Source organism: Microbacterium sp. CGR1, from assembly GCF_051062835.1.
In the GTDB taxonomy this organism is placed as follows: Bacteria; Actinomycetota; Actinomycetes; order Actinomycetales; family Microbacteriaceae; genus Microbacterium.
This window is the reverse complement of sequence record NZ_JAOTPG010000001.1, coordinates 1,624,028-1,643,487: the sequence shown is the minus strand read 5'-3', so window position 1 is coordinate 1,643,487 and position 19,460 is coordinate 1,624,028. Positions and strand designations below refer to the sequence as shown.

The 19,460-nt window shown below is 68.6% G+C and carries 20 protein-coding genes; 14 read left to right on the top strand and 6 right to left on the bottom strand.

Annotated features, from left to right (window positions below; genetic code table 11):
- Positions 1-76: 76 nt before the first annotated feature.
- The 4 genes from OD997_RS08125 to aceA form a co-directional block, all read right to left on the bottom strand.
- Positions 77-511: a hypothetical protein gene (locus tag OD997_RS08125; protein WP_434331142.1), complete on the bottom strand. Its 435-nt coding sequence runs from the start codon at positions 509-511 to the stop codon at positions 77-79.
- 41 nt (positions 512-552) lie between these two features.
- The gene (locus tag OD997_RS08120) at positions 553-876 is read right to left on the bottom strand and encodes a hypothetical protein (protein ID WP_434331141.1); all 324 of its coding nucleotides are present in this window, start codon (positions 874-876) and stop codon (positions 553-555) included.
- 171 nt (positions 877-1,047) lie between these two features.
- A complete protein-coding gene (gene aceB, locus OD997_RS08115; RefSeq protein ID WP_434331140.1) occupies positions 1,048-2,718 on the bottom strand; it encodes a malate synthase A in 1,671 nt (556 codons plus the stop codon).
- Positions 2,719-2,740: 22 nt separating this feature from the next.
- Complete coding sequence (aceA, locus tag OD997_RS08110) at positions 2,741-4,066, bottom strand: isocitrate lyase (RefSeq protein WP_434331139.1); 1,326 nt, start codon at positions 4,064-4,066, stop codon at positions 2,741-2,743.
- Positions 4,067-4,202: 136 nt separating this feature from the next.
- On the opposite strand from aceA, the gene OD997_RS08105 reads away from it, so the two are divergent.
- On the top strand, positions 4,203-5,654 hold the full coding sequence (locus OD997_RS08105; RefSeq protein WP_434331138.1) for a helix-turn-helix domain-containing protein: 1,452 nt from the start codon (positions 4,203-4,205) through the stop codon (positions 5,652-5,654).
- A 22-nt stretch (positions 5,655-5,676) separates the two neighbouring features.
- Here OD997_RS08105 and OD997_RS08100 read toward each other — a convergent pair whose 3' ends face one another.
- Positions 5,677-6,330 (bottom strand): amino acid deaminase, encoded by a 654-nt coding sequence (locus OD997_RS08100; RefSeq protein WP_434331137.1) that lies wholly within the window; start codon positions 6,328-6,330, stop codon positions 5,677-5,679.
- Between the two features lie 118 nt (positions 6,331-6,448).
- On the opposite strand from OD997_RS08100, the gene OD997_RS08095 reads away from it, so the two are divergent.
- The 11 genes from OD997_RS08095 to OD997_RS08045 all read left to right on the top strand — a co-directional run bounded on the left by OD997_RS08095 (position 6,449) and on the right by OD997_RS08045 (position 14,933).
- Positions 6,449-7,096, top strand: a complete 648-nt coding sequence (locus OD997_RS08095; RefSeq protein ID WP_434331136.1) for an HAD family hydrolase — start codon at positions 6,449-6,451, stop codon at positions 7,094-7,096.
- Positions 7,097-7,148: 52 nt separating this feature from the next.
- Complete coding sequence (gene phnD, locus OD997_RS08090; protein WP_434331135.1) at positions 7,149-8,138, top strand: phosphate/phosphite/phosphonate ABC transporter substrate-binding protein; 990 nt, start codon at positions 7,149-7,151, stop codon at positions 8,136-8,138.
- Between the two features lie 22 nt (positions 8,139-8,160).
- The gene (phnC, locus tag OD997_RS08085; RefSeq protein WP_434331134.1) at positions 8,161-8,964 is read left to right on the top strand and encodes a phosphonate ABC transporter ATP-binding protein; all 804 of its coding nucleotides are present in this window, start codon (positions 8,161-8,163) and stop codon (positions 8,962-8,964) included.
- Positions 8,961-9,770, top strand: a complete 810-nt coding sequence (gene phnE / locus OD997_RS08080) for a phosphonate ABC transporter, permease protein PhnE (protein ID WP_434331133.1) — start codon at positions 8,961-8,963, stop codon at positions 9,768-9,770. The genes phnC and phnE (OD997_RS08080) overlap by 4 nt, the downstream gene beginning before the upstream one ends.
- Complete coding sequence (gene phnE, locus OD997_RS08075) at positions 9,767-10,600, top strand: phosphonate ABC transporter, permease protein PhnE (RefSeq protein ID WP_434331132.1); 834 nt, start codon at positions 9,767-9,769, stop codon at positions 10,598-10,600. Before phnE (OD997_RS08080) ends, phnE (OD997_RS08075) begins: the two co-directional genes overlap by 4 nt.
- A 28-nt stretch (positions 10,601-10,628) precedes the next feature.
- On the top strand, positions 10,629-11,453 hold the full coding sequence (locus OD997_RS08070; protein ID WP_434331131.1) for a MurR/RpiR family transcriptional regulator: 825 nt from the start codon (positions 10,629-10,631) through the stop codon (positions 11,451-11,453).
- 77 nt (positions 11,454-11,530) lie between these two features.
- The gene (locus OD997_RS08065) at positions 11,531-11,818 is read left to right on the top strand and encodes an SAV_915 family protein (protein ID WP_434331130.1); all 288 of its coding nucleotides are present in this window, start codon (positions 11,531-11,533) and stop codon (positions 11,816-11,818) included.
- Positions 11,815-12,114: a hypothetical protein gene (locus OD997_RS08060; protein ID WP_434331129.1), complete on the top strand. Its 300-nt coding sequence runs from the start codon at positions 11,815-11,817 to the stop codon at positions 12,112-12,114. Before OD997_RS08065 ends, OD997_RS08060 begins: the two co-directional genes overlap by 4 nt.
- A complete protein-coding gene (locus OD997_RS08055; protein WP_434331128.1) occupies positions 12,114-13,298 on the top strand; it encodes a hypothetical protein in 1,185 nt (394 codons plus the stop codon). Before OD997_RS08060 ends, OD997_RS08055 begins: the two co-directional genes overlap by 1 nt.
- Positions 13,299-13,396: 98 nt before the next feature.
- Positions 13,397-14,086 (top strand): hypothetical protein, encoded by a 690-nt coding sequence (locus OD997_RS08050; RefSeq protein WP_434331127.1) that lies wholly within the window; start codon positions 13,397-13,399, stop codon positions 14,084-14,086.
- A 55-nt stretch (positions 14,087-14,141) separates the two neighbouring features.
- Positions 14,142-14,933, top strand: coding sequence for a hypothetical protein (locus tag OD997_RS08045; protein ID WP_434331126.1), 792 nt, complete (start codon positions 14,142-14,144; stop codon positions 14,931-14,933).
- Here the strand turns inward: OD997_RS08045 and OD997_RS08040 are convergent.
- Positions 14,930-16,438, bottom strand: a complete 1,509-nt coding sequence (locus OD997_RS08040; protein ID WP_434331125.1) for a PucR family transcriptional regulator — start codon at positions 16,436-16,438, stop codon at positions 14,930-14,932. The two genes, OD997_RS08045 and OD997_RS08040, sit on opposite strands and share 4 nt — an antisense overlap.
- 116 nt (positions 16,439-16,554) lie before the next feature.
- On the opposite strand from OD997_RS08040, the gene gabT reads away from it, so the two are divergent.
- On the top strand, positions 16,555-17,916 hold the full coding sequence (gabT, locus tag OD997_RS08035) for a 4-aminobutyrate--2-oxoglutarate transaminase (protein WP_434331124.1): 1,362 nt from the start codon (positions 16,555-16,557) through the stop codon (positions 17,914-17,916).
- A 1-nt stretch (position 17,917) separates the two neighbouring features.
- Positions 17,918-19,396 carry an amino acid permease gene (locus OD997_RS08030; RefSeq protein ID WP_434331123.1) on the top strand — a complete coding sequence of 493 codons (1,479 nt, stop codon included), beginning with the start codon at positions 17,918-17,920 and terminating at the stop codon, positions 19,394-19,396.
- Positions 19,397-19,460 lie beyond the last annotated feature (64 nt).

The window sequence follows — 19,460 nt, the reverse complement described above, 5'->3', positions numbered from 1 at the left end:
GCCCGCGGGAGAGCGGGTGGACGTGCGGGTGCTTCGGTCGGGGGGACCGAGGCACCCGCGAACCTCAGGGTTCGCGTCAGGCGCCGAACGACGAGGGAAGTGCGCAGTAATCAGCGAAGCGCCGGGTCGGGTTCGCGGGGTCGGTCACGTCGACGAGCGCCGAGGCGATCGCATGCGGGGCCTCGTCTCCGGCGAGCTGCCACACGATGAAGTTCCAGAGCCCGCGCGCGGTCTCGCTCAGCAGCGCGGGCGGACCCGAGACCACGAGCACGCTGCCGCCGTCGGGGGACTCTCGGAACGGAGCGATGACGTCGGTGCGCAGAACCCGCTCGTCGCCGTCGGCCGTGTGCCGACGCTCGACCTGCTGGCCCGCGGCGGTCAGAGCCGCGGCGAGCCCATCGGCCGCGTGGCGTGAACGCTCGGCATCCGCTCCCGCGACGACGAGCAGGCGACGTCCGCGCGGGTACAGGTGCAGGAACTCGGCGGAGATGTCGGACCAGGCGTCGCTCATGATCTCAGGCTACGCCCGCCTGCGATCGCAGGCGCCGCCGGTCAGAACATGGTCAGGATGCCGGCGAGCAGGGAGGCGACCATGAGAAGCACGGGCATCGCCAGCAGCACTGTGGACGTGCCGGCTGTGAGGAGCGCTGCCACCCCCAGCTGCACGGGAAGTCTCGGGCGAGGGGAGCCTGAAGGCGGCAGGTTCCCGCCGAGCACGAGTCCGACCGCGCCGGCCACTGTCGAGATGGTCTGCGATGGGCGCACGAGCTCGAGGGGGACATGGACGATCGCAGTCTCGTCGAAACCGAACACGACCAGGGCGATCGGGATCGCCGTCAGCAGGGTGAGGGCGAGCGATGCGGAGCTGAGGCTCAAGGAGACGGTCCGGCGGACGCGGTGTGCGTGTTCGGAAAGGGGCGTAGGTGTCGACATCCCGCGAGCGTAGGGCGGGGCGGAGGCGCTCGAACCCGGTTGTCCACAGGGCGGAACGGCAGAGCCCCTCGGATGCCGGATCGCGGCATCCGAGGGGCTTCTGTGCAGTGCGAGTCAGTCCTCGTCGACGAGGAACCGGCTGTAGGCGCCGAGCGTCAGGAACGCCGGGAACTCCTCCTGCAGGGCGACGTCGCGGAAGATCTCGGCCGCGTCGTCGAACCGGTCGCCGGCTGACCGGGTCGCCTGTGCGAGCACATCGCGGATCAGGCTCTCGATGTACTCGGCCGTGATCGGTGTGCCGTCTTCGGTGGTGCGGTCCTGGTGGATCCACTGCCACACCTGCGAGCGGCTGATCTCGGCGGTGGCGGCATCCTCCATCAGGTTGTCGATGGCGACGGCGCCCAGGCCGCGCAACCACGCCTCGAGGTAGCGGATCGCGACCGAGACGTTGTCGCGCACGCCCCGAGCCGTGATCGGCCGCCCGATGTGCACGTCGAGCAGCTGCGCCGCGGTCACCGTGACCTCGGAGCGCTGACGGTCGACCTGGTTCGTCCGCTCCCCGAGCACGGCATCGAACTCCGCCTGTGCCGTGGGGATCAGATCGGGGTGGGCCACCCACGTGCCGTCGAATCCGTCGCCGGCCTCGCGCTTCTTGTCGGCGGACACCTTCTCGAACGCCCGCTCCGTGACCTCGGGGTCGCGACGGTTGGGGATGAAGGCGCTCATGCCGCCGATCGCGTACGCGCCCCGCTTGTGGCAGGTCTGCACGAGCAGTTCGGTGTAGGCCCGCATGAACGGCACCGTCATCGTCACCTCGCTGCGATCGGGGAGCACGAAGCGTGCGCCGCGGCCGCGGTAGTTCTTGATGATCGAGAAGATGTAGTCCCAGCGTCCGGCGTTGAGGCCTGCGCAGTGGTCGCGCAGCTCGTACAGGATCTCGTCCATCTCGAACGCCGCGGGCAGCGTCTCGATGAGCACGGTGGCGCGGATCGTGCCGTGCGGGATGCCGATGTACTCCTCGCTGAACGAGAACACGTCGTCCCACAGCTTCGCCTCTTCACTCGATTCGAGCTTCGCGATGTAGAAGTACGGGCCGCGCCCGTTCGCGATGAGCTCCTTCGCGTTGTGCAGGAGGTAGAGGCCGAAGTCCACGAGCGAACCGGATGCCGCGGTGCGGCGCCCCGCCCGATCGGTGAACTGCAGGTGCTTCTCCGGCAGGTGCCATCCGCGGGGGCGCATCACGATGGTGGGCGTGCGTTCCGCGGTGACGCGGTACTCCTTGCCCGGCCCCGACTCGGTCGACGGGCCCGTGAAGGAGAGCTCGCCGCGGATCGCGTCGCGGAGGGACAGCTGACCCTCGATGACGTTCTTCCATGTGGGGCTGGTCGCATCCTCCTGGTCGGCGAGCCAGACGCGAGCGCCCGAGTTCAGGGCGTTGATCGTCATCTTCGGGTCGGTCGGACCGGTGATCTCGACGCGGCGGTCCTCGAGGCCGGGGCCCGCGCCGGCGACGCGCCACTCGGCATCCTGGCGGATGTGCGCGGTGTCGTCGCGGAATCGGGGGTCGTGGCCGTTGCCGATCTCGAACCGCCGGCGCATGCGGTCGGCGAGCCGGTCGTGACGACGAGCGGCGAAGCGGTGGTGCAGCTCGGTGAGGAACGCGATCGCCTCGGGCGTGAGGATCTGGTCGTAGCGCTCACGCAGCGGGCCGGTGACGCTGATGGCGGGGCCCTGCTGCGTCGTCTGGATCGGCGCGGTGGTCGGGGGAGCGGTGGGAGTGGTCATGATCGGAGTCCTTTGGAATGGCTTAGTGGAACTGCGAGGCTTCGGTGGAGCCTGCGAGGGCGAGGGTCGCGCTGTCGGGGTTGAGCGCGGTGGAGATGACGTCGAAGTAGCCGGTGCCCGCCTCGCGCTGGTGCTTGGTGGCGGTATAGCCGTTCGCCTCGGCGGCGAACTCGGCCTCCTGCAGCTCGACGTAAGCGCTCATGGCGCGCTCGGCGTAACCGCGGGCGAGGTCGAACATCGAGTGGTTCAGGGCGTGGAAGCCGGCGAGCGTGATGAACTGGAATCTGTAGCCCAGGTCAGCCAGCTCCTGCTGGAACGTCGCGATCTCGGCGTCCGACAGGTGGCGCTTCCAGTTGAAGCTCGGCGAGCAGTTGTACGCGAGCAGCTTGCCGGGGAACTGCGCGTGGATCGCCGCGGCGAACTCACGGGCCAGCTCGATGTCGGGCTCACCCGTCTCGACCCACAGCAGATCGGCGTACGGAGCGAACGCGAGACCGCGGCTGATGACCGACTCGATGCCGGGGCGGATGCGGTAGAAGCCCTCGGTCGTGCGCTCGCCGGTGGTGAACTGCTGATCGCGCTCGTCGACGTCGCTGGTGAGCAGATCGGCGGCGAGAGCATCCGTCCTGGCGATGATCACGGTCGGGACGCCGGACACGTCGGCCGCGAGGCGTGCGGCGTTCAGCGTGCGGATGTGCTGCTGGGTGGGCACGAGCACCTTGCCGCCGAGGTGGCCGCACTTCTTCTCGCTCGCGAGCTGGTCCTCCCAGTGGATCGCCGCGGCGCCCGCCTGGATCAGCGACTGCGCGAGCTCGTAGGCGTTGAGCGGCCCGCCGAACCCGGCCTCGGCGTCGGCGACGATCGGGGCGAGCCAGTCCTGGGTGACGTCGCCCTCGGCGTGCTCGAGCTGGTCCTGTCGGATCAGCGCATTGTTGATGCGACGCACGACCGCCGGCACCGAGTTGGCGGGGTACAGAGACTGGTCGGGGTAGGTCTGCCCGGCGAGGTTGCCGTCGGCCGCGACCTGCCATCCCGAGAGGTAGATCGCCTTGAGGCCCGCACGAACCTGCTGCACGGCCTGGCCGCCGGTGTAGGCGCCGAGAGCCCGCACGTAGTCCTCGGTGTGCAGCAGGTTCCAGAGGTTCTCGGCTCCGCGGTGGGCGAGGGTGGAGTCCTCGCGGACCGACCCGCGGACGCGGATGACGTCTTCGGCCGAGTACGTGCGCTCGACGCCGTCCCAACGGGGGTCGGTCTCCCAGATCTCCCGGAGCTCGGCCGCCGTCTGAACCTGGTCGCCGGCACGCAGACCTGCGGGGCGGGGGGTGTGGTTCTGAGCGGTGTTCGTCATGGTGTCTCCTCCGTTGGATGCCCGGACCGTGAAGCCGGGTGGCGTGTTTCCACTGTGGGTGAAGAAGCCGCGCCCATACGGTCGATTCGCATGTGAAGATCGAACGAAATTCTGTTTCTGTGACAGAATCGGCCGCATGAGCACCTCAGCGGTCGAAGAAGACGCCGACGCCCTCACGATCGGGCGGCGCATCCGTCAGCTGCGCACGGCGCGCGGGATGACCCTCGACGACCTCGCGGCGGCGGTCGATCGAGCCCCGAGTCAGATGTCGATGATCGAGACGGGCAAGCGCGAACCGAAGCTCACCCAGCTGCAGGTGATCGCACGTGCCCTCGGTGTCACGATCGACGCGCTTCTCGAGGGAGAGCCGCTCGACGAGCGCAGCGCGATCGAGATCGCCCTCGAACGCGCGATGAAGGGCCAGACATTCCAGGCCCTGGGGATCGAGCCGTTCCGGATCGCCAAGAGCATGCCGACGGATGCCCTGAAGGCGCTGCTCGCGCTGCACGGCGAGATCGATCGACTCAAGGACGAGCGGGCCGCCACCCCGGAGGAGGCCCGGCGTGCGAATGTCGAGCTGCGTCACCTGATGCGCCGGCAGGACAACCACTTCGCGGACCTCGAGCAGAAGGCCGCTGAGATCCTCGCGGCGGTCGGGCACCCCGGCGGCCCGCTCACCCAGCGGACGGCATCCGAGATCGCCGCCTACCTCGGGTTCACCCTGCACTACGCGCCCGACCTGCCGCAGACCACGCGCAGCGTCGCCGACCTCGCGAACGGGCGGCTGTACCTGTCGAGCAGTGTCCCGGCGAAAGGCGATGCGAGGACGGCCGTGCTCCAGGCGCTGTCGAGCCGCATCCTCGGCCATTCGGAGCCACGCAGCTATGCCGAGTTCCTGCGCCAGCGCGTCGAGACGAATTACCTCACGGGGGCGCTGCTCGTGCCCGAGGCACATGTGGTCCCGGCGCTGAAGGACGCGAAAGCACGCAGGGCGATCTCGATAGAGGATCTGCGGGATGCCTACTCGGTCTCATACGAGACCGCGGCGCACCGCTTCACGAACCTCGCGACCCGTCATCTCGACATCCCCGTGCACTTCCTCAAGGTGCATGAGTCGGGCACGATCACGAAGGCATACGAGAACGACGACGTGAACTTCCCGACCGACCGGTTGGGCTCGATCGAGGGGCAGATGTGCTGCCGGCGCTGGACCAGTCGCGTCGTGTTCGACGAGGACGACCGCTTCAACCCGTACTACCAGTACACCGACACCGGCAACGGCACCTACTGGTGCACGGCCCGCGTCGAGGCCTCGAGTGAGGGCCTTCACTCGGTCAGCGTGGGCGTGCGATTCGATGACACCAAGTGGTTCGTCGGTCGTGACACTGCGCACCGAGGAGTCTCGAAGCACTCGGTCGAGGTGTGCTGTCGCAGGGCGCCGGCTGACCTCGAGGGGCGGTGGCGCGAGAACTCCTGGCCGAACGTGAAGACGCCCCGCACCCTGCTGGCGACGCTGCCGACCGGGGCGTTCCCGGGTGTGGACACGACGGATGTGTACGAGTTCCTCGAGGCGCACGCGCCGCGCTGAAGTGCGTCGGGCGCGTTGAGCGCTAGACCGCGTTCCACCGCATATCCCGCGCGGTGCGGAACTCGTCGATCACCGACGACGCGTCTCCGACCGGGAAGAGGGTGACGAGGAGGGGCGCGTCTCCGTGCGCCGGGGCGACCTCGTACGCGAGGGCAGACGGGCCGCGATCGGCGCTGAAGGCGACTCGGGTCGCGCGTCCGTCGATCGTCCGGGCGGCAGACGTAGCAGGCGATCGGAGAATCGCCGCAGCCGCGGATGTCGCCCGCGCGAGCAGAGTCGTGTCGTCGACCCAGGGCAGGAAGGCGTCCGGATGCAGTCCGCACGCCTGCGCGAGCTCGCCGTGCAGCCATCGGTCGCGCTTGAGTCCGTAGGGGGTCGCCTCGAGGGACAGCAGGTACCCGTAGCAGTGCAGCAGCCCGGCGTTGCCGACGGGCCACGAGGCCGCGATCCCCGCGCGGCCGTGCAGCACGTCGAAGAGTGCTCCCGAGATGACGGCGGTGCCGGTGTTCTCGTCGATCGCGGTCGAGTGTCCCCAGGCGTCGAATCGGCGCGCGGCGCTGTCGTCGTCGATCGCGCTGCCGAGCCAGGGGATGGAGTCGAGCGCGGCTCGCGCAGAGGTGAGGGTATCGGCGCGGGCGAGGGTCGCCGCGTGGCTGAGTCGATCGATTTCGGACACGGCGCTCACCATACGTGACCAGCGTGGACGGAATGTTCACGCGGTGTTTACGCAAGATGGTCGTTCTGTCCACATCTATTGATCACACTGGACGGAGCGTCCACACAGAAAGAATCCCGTGAACTCCATTCTCCTCTTCGACTTCGATGGCACGATCGCGCTCGGCGACGGTCCCGTTCTCGCCTACGCCGTGCAGGTGGCGACCGCACTCGGTGACGACGGCAGCTTCGTCGAGTCGATCCGCACCGCGCTCGCCGCATCCGATGGCGAGGCGCTCGACGGCTACGACGCCGTGCGGCGGGCGGCCACACAGCGAGGAGCCGGCTCGCGACTCCTCAGCGCCGCCTACCGGGCGAGCCGCGAGCAGCTCGCCACGCCCGCCGCGCCGATCATCGCGCCCGAGGGGCTTGCCGACTTCCTGACCGAGGCGGCGGCGGCGGATGCCGAACGGGTGCTCGTCACCAACGCCCCGGCGACCCGCATCGACGCCGCGCTCGATGCCCTGGGGCTCGCGGGACTGTTCGACCGCATCGTCACCGGAGCGGGCAAGCCCGCCGGACTCGAAGCCGTGCTCGCGGGGCTTCCGGACGACGCCCGAGTCCTGAGCATCGGCGACATCTGGCACAACGACCTGGCTCCGGCCCACGCCCGTGGCCACGCGACCGCACTGATCGGCGGATTCGCAGACCCGGACGCGAACCCCACCTACCGCGCTGCCGACTTCGCGACGCTGATTCCTCAGCTCACCGCGTGGCTGCGCCCCTGAACCCGCATCTCCCCACCCTCCCTCACACCCACCACCCCATCGAAGGATGACAATGCGTACCTCCCCCTTCCGCCGGACCGCCGCGGGACTCGTCGCCGCGGGCGCCCTGCTCGCCGTCGTGCTCACAGGATGCTCGACCGACACCGCTGCACCGGGCGAGTCCGCCGCTCCTGCTGCCGACCCCGAGTCGCTCGTGCTCGCGCTCGTCCCCTCGCAGGACCAGGACGGCCTCGTCGACACCGCGGCGCCACTCACGGACTACCTCACCGAGGAGCTCGGCATCGAGGTGACCGGTGTGGTCTCGAAGGACTACCAGGCCGCGGTCGAGGCGATGGGGGCCGGTCAGGCGCAGATCGGATTCCTGCCGTCGCTGCAGCTGTGGCAGGCCAACGACATGTACGACGCGTCGGTCGTGCTGCAGACCGAGCGCAACGGCAACATCACCTACCCTGCGCAGTTCATGACGAACAACCCCGACAAGTACTGTGACGACGAGCCGGTCGAGCGCGACGGGATGCTGTTCTGCAACGGCGCCGACGCCATGTCGGGTCCCGCCGGTCTCGACAGCATCGACAAGGTAGAGGGAGCGAAGGTCGCCCTGCTCGGACCCGGCTCACCCGCCGGCTACATCTACCCGGTCCTCGCGCTGCAGGAGGCGGGACTCGACACCGACACCGACATCCAGCAGATCCCGGTGACCGCGAACGACGCCTCGGTGCTGGCGGTCTACAACGGTGACGCCGAGGTCGGCTTCAGCTTCTGGGACGCGCGCACGATCGTGCAGAAGGACACCCCCGACGTCGGTCAGAAGGTCGTGGTCTTCGCCCTGACCGAGGAGATCCCGAATGACGGCGTCGCGCTGTCGTCTGACCTGTCGCCTGAGCTGCAGGACCGCATCTCCACGGCTCTCGAAGACTTCTCGAACACCGAGGAGGGCTCCGAGATCCTCACGAGCATCTACTCCATCACGAAGCTCGCGCCCGCCGATCCCGACTCCCTCGACGTCGTCGCCCGCGCCGCCCAGGCACTGGGGCTCCAGTAAGTTGTCCGATCAGATCCAGCACGTGGACGCCGCAGCTCAGGTTGCGGCGTCCACGCCGTGGTCCATCCGTCTCGATGGCGTCACGGTGCGATACCCGAATGGGACGATCGGCCTCGACCGGGTCTCCCTTGACATCGACGCCGGAGAGATGGTCGCCGTCGTCGGACTCTCCGGCTCGGGCAAGTCCACGCTCATCCGCACGATCAACGGCCTCGTTCCCGTGATGGGCGGAACGCTCGATGTCGGCGAGCACCGCGTCAGCGGTTCCTCGCCCCGCACCCTGCGGCGCCTGCGCGGCGACATCGGGATGGTGTTCCAGGGGTTCAACCTCGCAGGCCGGGCGAGCGTCCTGCAGAACGTGCTCGTCGGGCGTCTCGCCCACACGCCCCTGTGGCGCACCCTGCTGGGCGCCTACCCCGACACCGACCGGCAGCTGGCCTACCAGGCGCTCGACCGTGTCGGCATCCTGCCTAAGCTCCACTCGCGCGCATCCGACCTCTCGGGTGGGCAACAGCAGCGCGTCGCCATCGCACGCGCGCTGGCGCAGGAGCCGCGCATCGTCTTGGCGGACGAGCCGGTCGCGAGCCTCGACCCGCCCACCGCGCACGGTGTCATGAACGACCTCCGCCGCATCAACCGCGACCTCGGCATCACCGTGCTGGTCAACCTGCACCTGCTCGACCTCGCCCGCGAATACGGAGCGCGGATGATCGGGATGCGCGCGGGCAAGATCGTCTACGACGGGCCGGCCGCGAGCGCGACGGATGCCGACTTCGAGAGCATCTACGGTCGATCCCTCACCGCCGACGATCGGCTCGACACATGACCGAAGCGACACCGGCACCGCTCGAGATACCTCGGCGGCCGTCCGGCGCGTGGCGTGGGCCCGTGATCCTGCTGGCCATCGTGATCATCACCGTGGTCATGTGCCTGCCCGGCGTCGGCATCGGGGTCGACCTCTCGGCGATCGCACGCAACTGGCAGAACGGCGCCGACAAGATCATCAAGCTGCTGATGCCCGACTGGAGCTTCTTCCCGCGCACGCTCCCGCCGCTCATCGAGACACTCCAGATGGCCGTCATCGCGACGGCGATCGGCGCGGTGATCTCGCTGCCGCTGAGCTTCTGGGCGGCTCGCGCCACCAACCCGAACACTCCGGCGCGCATCGCCGTGCGCGGCATCCTGAACGTCATCCGCAGCGTCCCCGACCTGCTGTACGCGGCGATCCTCGTCGCGATGGTCGGTGTCGGTGCGCTCCCCGGAATCCTCGCGCTGCTGCTGTTCAACGTCGGAATCATCGTCAAGCTCGTCTCGGAGGCGATCGACACCAACGATCGGGGTCCGCTCGAGGCCGGGCGCGCGGTCGGCGCCACCCAGGCGAAGATCAACCGCACGCTGGCCCTGCCAGACGCGTGGCCGGCGTTCGCCAACCAGACGCTCTACGTCTTCGAGCTCAACGTCCGCGCTTCCACCGTGCTCGGCCTGGTCGGAGCCGGCGGCATGGGCCTGCTCATCGACGCCGTGCGCACGTTCTACCGCTACGACCAGCTCTCGCTCATCATCCTGGAGATCCTCATCGTCGTCATCGTGATCGACGTCGTCTCCGACGCCATCCGACGGAGGCTCGTATGACCGCCGTGCTCCCTCCGCCTCCTGCCATCACGATCATCCCCGACAGGCCGCGGCGCCCCTGGCTCGCGGCCTCCTGGATCATCGTCACCGGCATCGTCGTGCTGGCCTTCTGGTCGATCGACATCAACTGGGGCCGTCTCGTCGACCTGCCCGCCGAGATCGTGCGGTACACCGTGCTGATGTTCGGCAGCCCGAACTGGGAGAAGCTGCCCGAGGCGCTCTGGCAGACCTGGCGCAGCATCGAGATGGCGTGGGTCGGCACGATCCTCGGCATCCTGCTCGCGACCCCCATCAGCCTGCTCGCCGCGCGCGGATTCGGCCCCGCCTGGCTGCGCGCGCTGCTGCGCGGTCTGTTCTCGCTCATCCGGGCTGTCCCCGAGATCATCATCGCGATCGTGATCCTGTCGGTCACCGGGCTCACGCCGTTCACGGGTGCGCTCGCGCTGGCGATCAACGGCATCGGCACCCTCGGCAAGTGGGGATACGAAGCGGTCGAGGCCGTGCCGCGCGGGCCGATCGAGGCCGCACGCGCCGCGGGTGGCGGCACCCTGCAGGTGCTGCGCTGGGGTGTCTGGCCCCAGGCCGAGCCCGCGTTCTGGTCGTTCTGGCTGTATCGCTTCGAGATCAACGTGCGCTCGTCGGCCGTGCTCGGTCTGATCGGCGTCGGCGGAATCGGTGACATGCTCACTTCCTATACCCAGTACCGTGAGTGGTCGACGGTGGGCGTCCTGCTCATCGTGGTCGTCGCTGTCACGATGCTGATCGATGCCGTCTCCGGCGCGATCCGCCGCCGGATTATGGAGGGAGCCCGCACCCGTGTTCTCTCCTAGCGCCCCGCCGACCGCTCGAATCGCCGCGGTGCTCAACACCCTGCAGCCCGCAGAACGCCGCGTCGCCGAGCTGATCGTCGAGTCGGCGGAGGCTGTGGTCGAATGGACGGCGCAGGAACTCGCCGAACGAGCAGGCGTCGGGCGCGCGACGGTCGTGCGCACCTGCCAGACGGTCGGCTACCGCGGATACCCGCAGCTGCGCGTCGCGCTCGCCGCAGAGCTCGGCGGCGGCTCGGGCGATACGGCGATCGACCACGGCCCCGGCGTGCTCGGTCGCATGCGGGGCGAGATCGATCGTCTCGCGGCTTCACTCCCGGCGCTGGCGAGTCTGCTCGACGCGGATTCGATCGACGAGGCGGTGCGGCTCGCGGCATCCGCTCGTCGTCTGCTCGTGCTCGCCAACGGCCTCTCCTCGCCGATAGCCAACGACCTGGCCATGAGGCTCACGGCCTCGGGGCGCTCGGCGGAGTTCATCGCGGATGCGATCGCGCAGCAGATCGCCGCCCGCCATCTCACCGCAGAGGACGTCTGCCTGGTGGTGAGCGGATCGGGCGCGAACGAGGCGAGTCTGCGCGTCGCGACCGCGGCGGCCCGAGGTGGTGCGACGGTGATCGCCCTCACCTCCTTCGCCTCGTCGGCGCTGACCGAGGCCGCCACCCTGTCGCTCGTTATTGCTCCGACCGGGGTGAGCTTCCGCGACGAGCTCGAGCACACCTCGCGGGTCGCCTACCTCGTGTTCGCGGAGGTGTTCGCGGCCGCGGTCACGACGGAGCGGGGCGCGGAGGCGGTGCAGGCGCGTGCGCATGCGCTCGAGGTCGTCTCCGACAACCTTGGCGAGGGTGTGGACGAGTAGCAGCACTCTCGTCGTCAGCCCCGCGCCGAGGTGCGAGCGAGGGCTGGCTAGGATGATTCCGAACCCAGGGGGGATCAATGGAGATTGTGGCGCAACAAGAGCTGCCGCCGGTGTTGTATGTGCCGGCTGAGGTCGCGGATGCTGATCGCGCCCGTATCGCGGTGCGCGAGCTCGCGAACGGTCAGAGGGCGGTCATCGCGTACACCGCGCTCGACCGATTGCATCGCGGCGCGGGAGCTCAGACACCGTGGATGCTGCTGCCATCGGCCCAGCTCATCGAGCTCGCCAGCCAGCAGCGCATTACCCGGCTGCTGCTGGATGTCGACCGATCCGGGGGTCAGCCGGTTCGGCGGTGGGGCGCGTGAGTCGCATCGAGGCCGATCCGGAAGAATTGATGACGATCGCACGGGGTATGCGGCTGGATGTGGAAGCGGCCCAGATCGCCGTCGACTCGATGCCGGACGGGGCCGATGGAGGGGTCGCGAGCGTACCGATCGCGGACGTCGCTGAGCGGCTCTCCCGCTGGCTCGGCGTGCTGGGGCAGTCGCACGCGACGTTGGCGTACATCGTCGACGACATCGCTGCGGGAGTCCTACGGGACGAAGAGGAGATCTCCGAAGATCTCCTCAAGGTGGCACACAGCGTCGAGGTGAACGACTGATGCCTGACTCCTTCACGATCGCAGTCGGCGGAAGTCCGTCTTCGCTCCGCTCCGCGGGCGAGTGGTTCAGACACAAGGCGGAGAGCGCGGGAGACGCGATCGACTACACCAGCGGGCTCAATGTGTCAGGTCCGCGGAGTTGGAGTGGAAAGGCCGCGGAGGCATTCAGTGACGTCTCACGAGCGATGGTGGATGCGGCCCGTCAGATCACAGACATCGCAGGTCCCTTCGCAGAGATACTCCACGCGTATGCCGGGCGCTTGGAGAGGATGCAGGAGCACTTCGAGGGTCTTCTCCGCCACGCATCCGAGATCGGTCTGGCGGTGTCAGGGACACAGGTCTCCGTTCCGACGTGGAACGGCGGGGTTCCTCAATCCCGAGACGACCACGACTTCGAGGCCTGGCGGCAGTTCACAGAGCTCCGGCGCGAGTGTCAGCGTATCCAGATCGATGTCGCGGAATGGCATGCGGGCAATGAAGGGTGGGTCTTCGAGAACATCATCACCTTCGTGGCTGGCTTGCCCGCGAGCAGCTTGGCAGAGGACCTGTTGAGCGCTCTGAGCAAGACGGCCGGGTTCGGCAAGGGGATCGCGGAACCGCTTCTCGACCGCTCGTGGGAGATAAAGGTGGAGGCACTCCGAAGCAAGGCGCTCAATTGGCTTGAGTGGGCGGAAGAGATGCGCCGCAAGGCCGGAGCCACCAACGATCCCGCGCTGAGAGCGATTCTCGAAGAGAAGATCGCGGCGAAGCTGCCGGAATCCATGAAAGCGGTTGCGGGCCATTCCGACACGATCGCGGACATCCTCCGCAGTTCGCGCAAGGTGCTCCCGGTCGTCGGCTCTGCGATCGACGTCGGGCTCGGCATGTGGGACATCTCGCGCGGCGACGAGCCGGTCGATGTCGCAGTGGGGTGGGGGGCTGCCGCCGCCGGCGGGGCCGGCCTGGGCGCGGGGGCCGTGGCCGTCGGAATCGGCACGGGTGGCGCAGCCGTGATAGCCGCAGCAGGCGCATGGGTCATAGGCGACACCGCGGTGGATCTCTGGACATCCACGCCCGCTTCATGGCGCGAAGGCATCTACTCGTGGACCGCCGACGGGTTCATCATCGCCGGCGACATCGGAGAAGAGGTCGGAGACTGGTTCGTCGACCGGTGGTCGGACATGACCGGAAGTGTGCCGCAGTGAACGAGGCGGCGTCCCCTGACCGTCGGAAGGCGTACATAGGTCGGGCCCCAGAGGACTCTGACGACGGTCGTGGATCGCGGGATGCGCCCGGGTGGGTGGTGCCCGTCATTTTCGTGGTCTTCTTGGTCGCCGCTCTCCGTCTGGCGGCGGAAGGTGGCGTGCTGGCAATCGGACTCGTCGTCCTCCCCGCCATCGCCGTCGCGCTCGCCGAGTTCGAGCGGCGGCGTCTGCGATCAGCGAGCTTCGGCTACCTGGACGCCCGGGTGGCACCCGGCGAGATGACCTTCGTGTCTGCGCGTGGCGCGGTGTGGGTGGGAGTCGGTGTGATCGCCCTGGGCGGAGTGTCGCTGCTCATCTTCTTGATCGTGCTCCCCGACCTGGCCGAGGGGTTCGCGCGTCGCGGAGGCACCGGTCTGCTCCTGGTCGCCGCGCTGGTCAGCGTCGGAATCGGAGTCAGAATCCTCTGGTTGGCCTTGGCGTCGTCGTCGACCGTCGTCATCGATTCGAGCGGCGTGGCGGTGGGCGAGGGCCGCCGTCGGCGTGTCGTCCGGTGGGAAGCCGGCATCTTCGCCGATGCGCACGGAGGGAAGCTGACCCTCGCGTCGGGCTCGGGGAGTGTCTCAGCGCGGGTCCTCTACCTGCGCACCGATCCTGTGATCGTGGCCGGTATCATCAACCGCTGTTCGGCGGATCCGGCGCTGCGCGCGCGACTCGGCGGCGAGATGATCGATGCGCTGAAGTCCGAGGAGCCGTGGCGGCGCAACCGGCCGACGCGGGCGAACTCGTGAACCCGCAGCACGCTGCGCGCGACCGAACTACTACATTCAGTGTCGAGGATCACGGATGGCAGCCGAGACCCCGGGCGCGATGATCCGCCGTGAGGTCTTCGTCGGTCGGTCACCCGTCGGAACACACCACGACTCGGGCCCGGGGTCCGCGGCGGATTGGGCCTACACGGGCATGGCCGTGCTGCTGGCCCTCACCGCGGTGTACCTGGCGTTCCGGGGTGATCTGCTCGTCACCGTCGTGTTCATCGCGGCCGGTGCCTCGATCGCGGCGGTCGAGATCGATCGCCGCCGTATCAGGCCCTCGAATCGTGGCCTCCTCGACGCTCTCACCGGTGCGGACCAACTGGTTTTCGTGTCGCGGCGTGGTGCTGCTCGTTATGGAGTCCTCGCTGTGGCGTCCGCTCTCATCGGTCTCGGCGCCTTCGTTTTGGCCGTCGCGACGCCCACGGCTTCGCCTGTGCGGGGTTTCGCACTGTTCGCGCTCACGTCGGTCCTGGCGCTGGTTCAGGGGGTTCGGATCATCCGAGCATCGGCGACGGCCGCGCAGTTCCGCCTCGATCGTGCGGGTGTGGCTTTCCGTTCCGGAGCCCGTGGAGGCGAGGAGTCGGTGCGTTGGGACGACCTCCGCGGCCTGGAGTACCGACGTGAAAGGCTCTCGATACGGATGGCCGATGGTCGTGTCCGAACGCTTCAGGTCGGGTACCTGCTCAGCGATCCGGCGATCGTCGCCGAGATGCTGTCTCGGTTTGCAGACGATCCCGGGTCCAGGGCGCTCGTGGGCGAGCGGGTGTTGCACGCGCTCGGTGCGTCACCGAGGTGGGGCGTCGGAGCCACGTCGGACAGCTAGTCCCGCGCCGTCTGCAGCAGCGCCCACAGCTCTGCGCGGGCGGGGAACGATGACAGATCGCTGCCGAGCAGGGCACCGGCCTGCGTGATCCGCGACCGCAGCGTGTGACGGTGCACGCCGAGAGCAGCGGCCGCCGGATCGGACTTCGCATCGTGCTCCAGCCACGTGCGCAGGGAGCGTTCGAGGTCGCCGCCCGATCGCGCATCGTGGTCACGGAGAGGCGCGAGGCGCGACTCGGCGACCAGGCGTGCCTCGTCGGTGGCGAGTGCGCTGAGGATGCTGGATCCCGCGGCGTCCGCGAAGTGGAACACCCCCGCATCCGACTGCTGGCGCAGTGCCGCGAGGGCCTGTGCGTGCGCGCGCGAGAACGCGTCGTACGATTCCGACCCCGAGGCGCCGATGCGGATACCGAAGCGGGTCGCGATCTCGTCGAGCAGCGCCTCATCGGTCATCGACAGGCAGAGCACGACGCCCTCCGCCGATTCCGCGAGAAAGCTCGCAGTGCCGTGCTCGGAGCGCCGCCGCTCCCACCAGTCGGTCAGAGGGCCGGCTGGGGCATCGGCGGCGATCGCCACCACGACGGGCGCCGCGGGCATACTGCCGAGCACCCTCCTGGCGAGGGACGGGTCGTCGTCGAGCAGCGAGCTGAGAAGCTGAGAGTTGAGCTTCCGCCTACTGCGGGCGAGCTGGTCGCTCTGCTCGAGCGCGAGCCCCGCCATCGCGATGACCGATGTCACGACCGTGCGGGCCTCGGAGTCGAGGGCGTCGACCGCGAGTGCGATCACGCCGCGCAGCTGCCCGCCGCGGCCGACCGTGAACAGCATGAACGTCTGCTCGTCGATCGTGAGCGACTGCCCTGCTTCGAGTCCGCGGGTGAGGATCTCGGTGGCGCGCTCGCCGAGTGCTGTCAGGCGATCCGTCGAGACGGACGCCCGGGGATGCGACAGCTGCAGGGCACCGGATGCGTCGTACATGCCGACCCAGACCCCGAGGCGGCGGCCGAGCTCGGCGACGGTCGCGTCCAGTCCGTGCGGGCGGAGCGCGGCGAGTGCCAGTGCGCGCTGCGTGTCGAGCGCCCATGACCTGCGGGCGTACGCCTGTGCCGCGATCGCCTCGGAATGTGCACGGGCGACGGCGATGAACGGCGTGCGGTAGGGCACCTCGAACAGCGGGATCCCTCGGCGCGCGCACTCGGTGACGAGCTCGTCGGGGATGCCGGCGCGGTGCACGTCCGTGCCGAATCCGAGGCCGAGCACACCTCGGTCGGACAGGCGCCCGACGTACAGCTCGACGTCGATGCCGGCGTCGAACTGAGTGCCGGTCGTCAGCAGTGCGAGGTCTTCCGCGAGGAAGGGCGTGGGGTCGGCGAGGTCGGAGCTGTGCACCCAGCGCAGTGGGCGATCCACCGCGCCGAGCGGGAGATCGGTCTCTGCCGAGACGAGCCCCAGACCGAGGTCGCGACGGCTGAGGAGTGCGCGAAGAGTGGGCTGCTCTGCGGCATCCATGCGGGTTCTCCATCTCCATCGCATAACCGGTCTTTGTACGGCTCGGCGATGATCTCGATCAGATTGTACAGGTGGGCGAATGCGGCACCCACTGCTCCGGTCGTACGCTCGCCCACATGGCACTCCTCGACAACGCAGCTGTTGCAGTTCCCCTCGGCGGACCCGAGCTCCCCCAGGAGCGTCGCCTCGTGACAGACCTTCCCGGCCCCCGGTCGGCGGAGATCCTCGCACGCAAGGCGGACGCCGTGGCAGCGGGCGTCGGACACACGGTCCCCGTGGCGGCCGTCGCCGCCGGCGGCGGAGTGGTCGTCGACGCCGACGGCAACTCGCTCATCGACCTGGGATCCGGCATCGCCGTGACCACGGTCGGCAACGCTCACCCCAAGGTCGCCGCAGCCGTCGCCGCACAGGCCGCGCAGTTCACCCACACGTGCTTCATGATCTCGCCGTACGAGTCGTACATCGGCGTGGCCGAGGCACTCAACCGCCTCACCCCCGGCGACTTCGCGAAGAAGAGCGCGCTGTTCAACTCCGGTGCCGAAGCCGTCGAGAACGCGATCAAGATCGCCCGCAAGCACACCGGTCGCCAGGCGGTCGTCGCCTTCGACCACGGCTACCACGGCCGCACCAACCTCACCATGGCGCTGACCGCGAAGTCGATGCCCTACAAGAGCGGGTTCGGCCCGTTCGCGCCCGAGGTGTACCGCGCTCCGATGTCGTATCCGTTCCGCGACGGGCTCGCGGGCCCCGAAGCGGCATCCCGCGTCATCCTCCAGCTCGAGAAGCAGATCGGTGCCGACAACCTCGCCGCCGTGATCATCGAGCCGATCCAGGGCGAGGGCGGCTTCATCGTCCCCGCCGAGGGCTTCCTGCCGGCGATCGCCGAGTGGTGCCGCGCCAACGGCGTCGTCTTCATCGCCGACGAGGTGCAGACGGGCTTCGCTCGCACCGGCCACATGTTCGCGAGCGAGATCTTCGGCGTCGAGCCCGACCTCATCACCACGGCCAAGGGCATCGCGGGCGGCCTGCCGCTCGCCGCCGTCACCGGCCGCGCAGAGATCATGGACGCCTCGCACTCGGGCGGCCTCGGCGGAACCTACGGCGGCAACCCGATCGCGTGCGCGGCAGCCCTCGCGGCGATCGACGTCTTCGAGAACGACGGTGTGATCGAGCGGGCGCGCGAGATCGGGGAGATCCTCACGCAGCGCCTCGGCGCCATGCAGGAGAAGGACGCCCGCATCGGCGACATCCGCGGACACGGCGCGATGATCGCCGCCGAGTTCGTCGATCCCGAGACCAAGGCACCGGATGCCGCGCTCACCGCGGCCGTCGCCAAGGCGTGCGTCGCCCAGGGCGTCATCGTCCTCACCTGCGGCACCTACGGCAACGTCATCCGCTTCCTGCCGCCGCTCGCGATCGGCGACGACCTGCTGAACGAGGGCCTCGACGTCGTCGCTGCGGCGCTCGCCGCGGCCTGACATGTCGACCGAACCGGAATCGCAGTGGGATCGGCCCGTCTCTCCTGAGACGTCGGCCGGTTTCGCCGGCGCGAACCCGCGCACGAAGAAGCTGCGGTCCCGTCACGTCACGATGATCACGCTCGGCGGGATCATCGGCGCGAGCCTGTTCGTCGGGTCGGGCAACGTCATCCGCGCAGTGGGGCCGGCCGCTGTGCTGTCGTACCTCATCGGCGGTCTGCTGGTGTTCCTGGCGATGCGCATGCTCGGCGAGATGGCGGCATCGCGTCCGGCCATCGGATCGTTCATGGAATACGCGAGGGTCGGCCTCGGCAACTGGGCCGCCTACCTCGTGGGCTGGCTGTACTGGTACTTCTGGGTCGGCGTGCTCGCCTACGAGGCGGTGCTCGGCGGCGAGACGATGGCCAGCTGGTTCCCGGTGGTGCCGTCCTGGGCCTGGTCGCTGATCCTCATCGGGATCTTCGTCGGGACGAACGTCATCTCGGTCCGGACCTTCGGCGAGGTCGAGTTCTGGCTCGCCAGCATCAAGGTGCTCGCGATCGTCGTCTTCCTCGGAGCCGGGCTGCTCTTCGCCTTCGGACTCTGGCCGAACTCCGAGGTGTCGGTCTCGAACCTGTGGGAGCACGGCGGCTTCGCCCCGAACGGCTACGGCGTCGCCTTCACCGGTGTCGCGCTGGTGATCTTCTCGTACTTCGGCACCGAGATCGCCGTGATGGCATCGGCCGAGTCCGAGGACCCCGCGAAGGGCATCCGTCAGGCGACCAGCACCATCATCTGGCGCATCCTGCTGTTCTTCGTCGGCTCCGTGCTCATCATCGTCACCGTCGTGCCGTGGGACGAGCTCCCCGTGCCGACCGATGTCGCGAATGCGCCGTTCACCTACGCGCTCGAGCAGTTCGGCATCCCCGGCGCGAGCATCATCATGCAGCTCGTGATCTTCACCGCCGTGATCTCGGTGCTGAACTCCGGCCTGTACTCCGCCTCGCGCATGTTCTCGGCGCTCGCCGAGCAGGGCTTCGCGCCGAAGATCATGACGAAGAAGTCGAAGAGCGGCGTGCCCGTCATGGCGCTGCTCGCCTCGACCATCGGCGGCCTGATCGCCACCCTCGTCAACTTCTTCACGCCCGGCTCCGGCATCTTCGACTTCATCATGAACTCGGCGGGTCTCGTCGCGCTGTTCGTCTACGTCTTCATCGCGTTGACCCAGTGGCGCCTGCGTCAGAAGATGACGCCGGAGGAGGTCGCGAACCTCAAGCTGAAGATGTGGCTGCATCCGTGGCTCAACATTCTGCTGATCACCTGCATCGCCGCGGTGCTCGTCGTCATGCTCACGACCGAGGGCGGACGCACCCAGGTCTGGACGAGCCTCATCGCCACCGGCGTGCTCGTGCTCTTCTGGCCGTTCGTGCGCCGCAACCTCAAGAAACGCAACGCCGCACAGGCGACCGAGACATCGGGAAGCGACACCGTCGCGACCTGAACACACGTCCGGTCGCGATTCGTATCGGGGGATTTCGGATCGCGACCGGCACTACCCCTTTCCA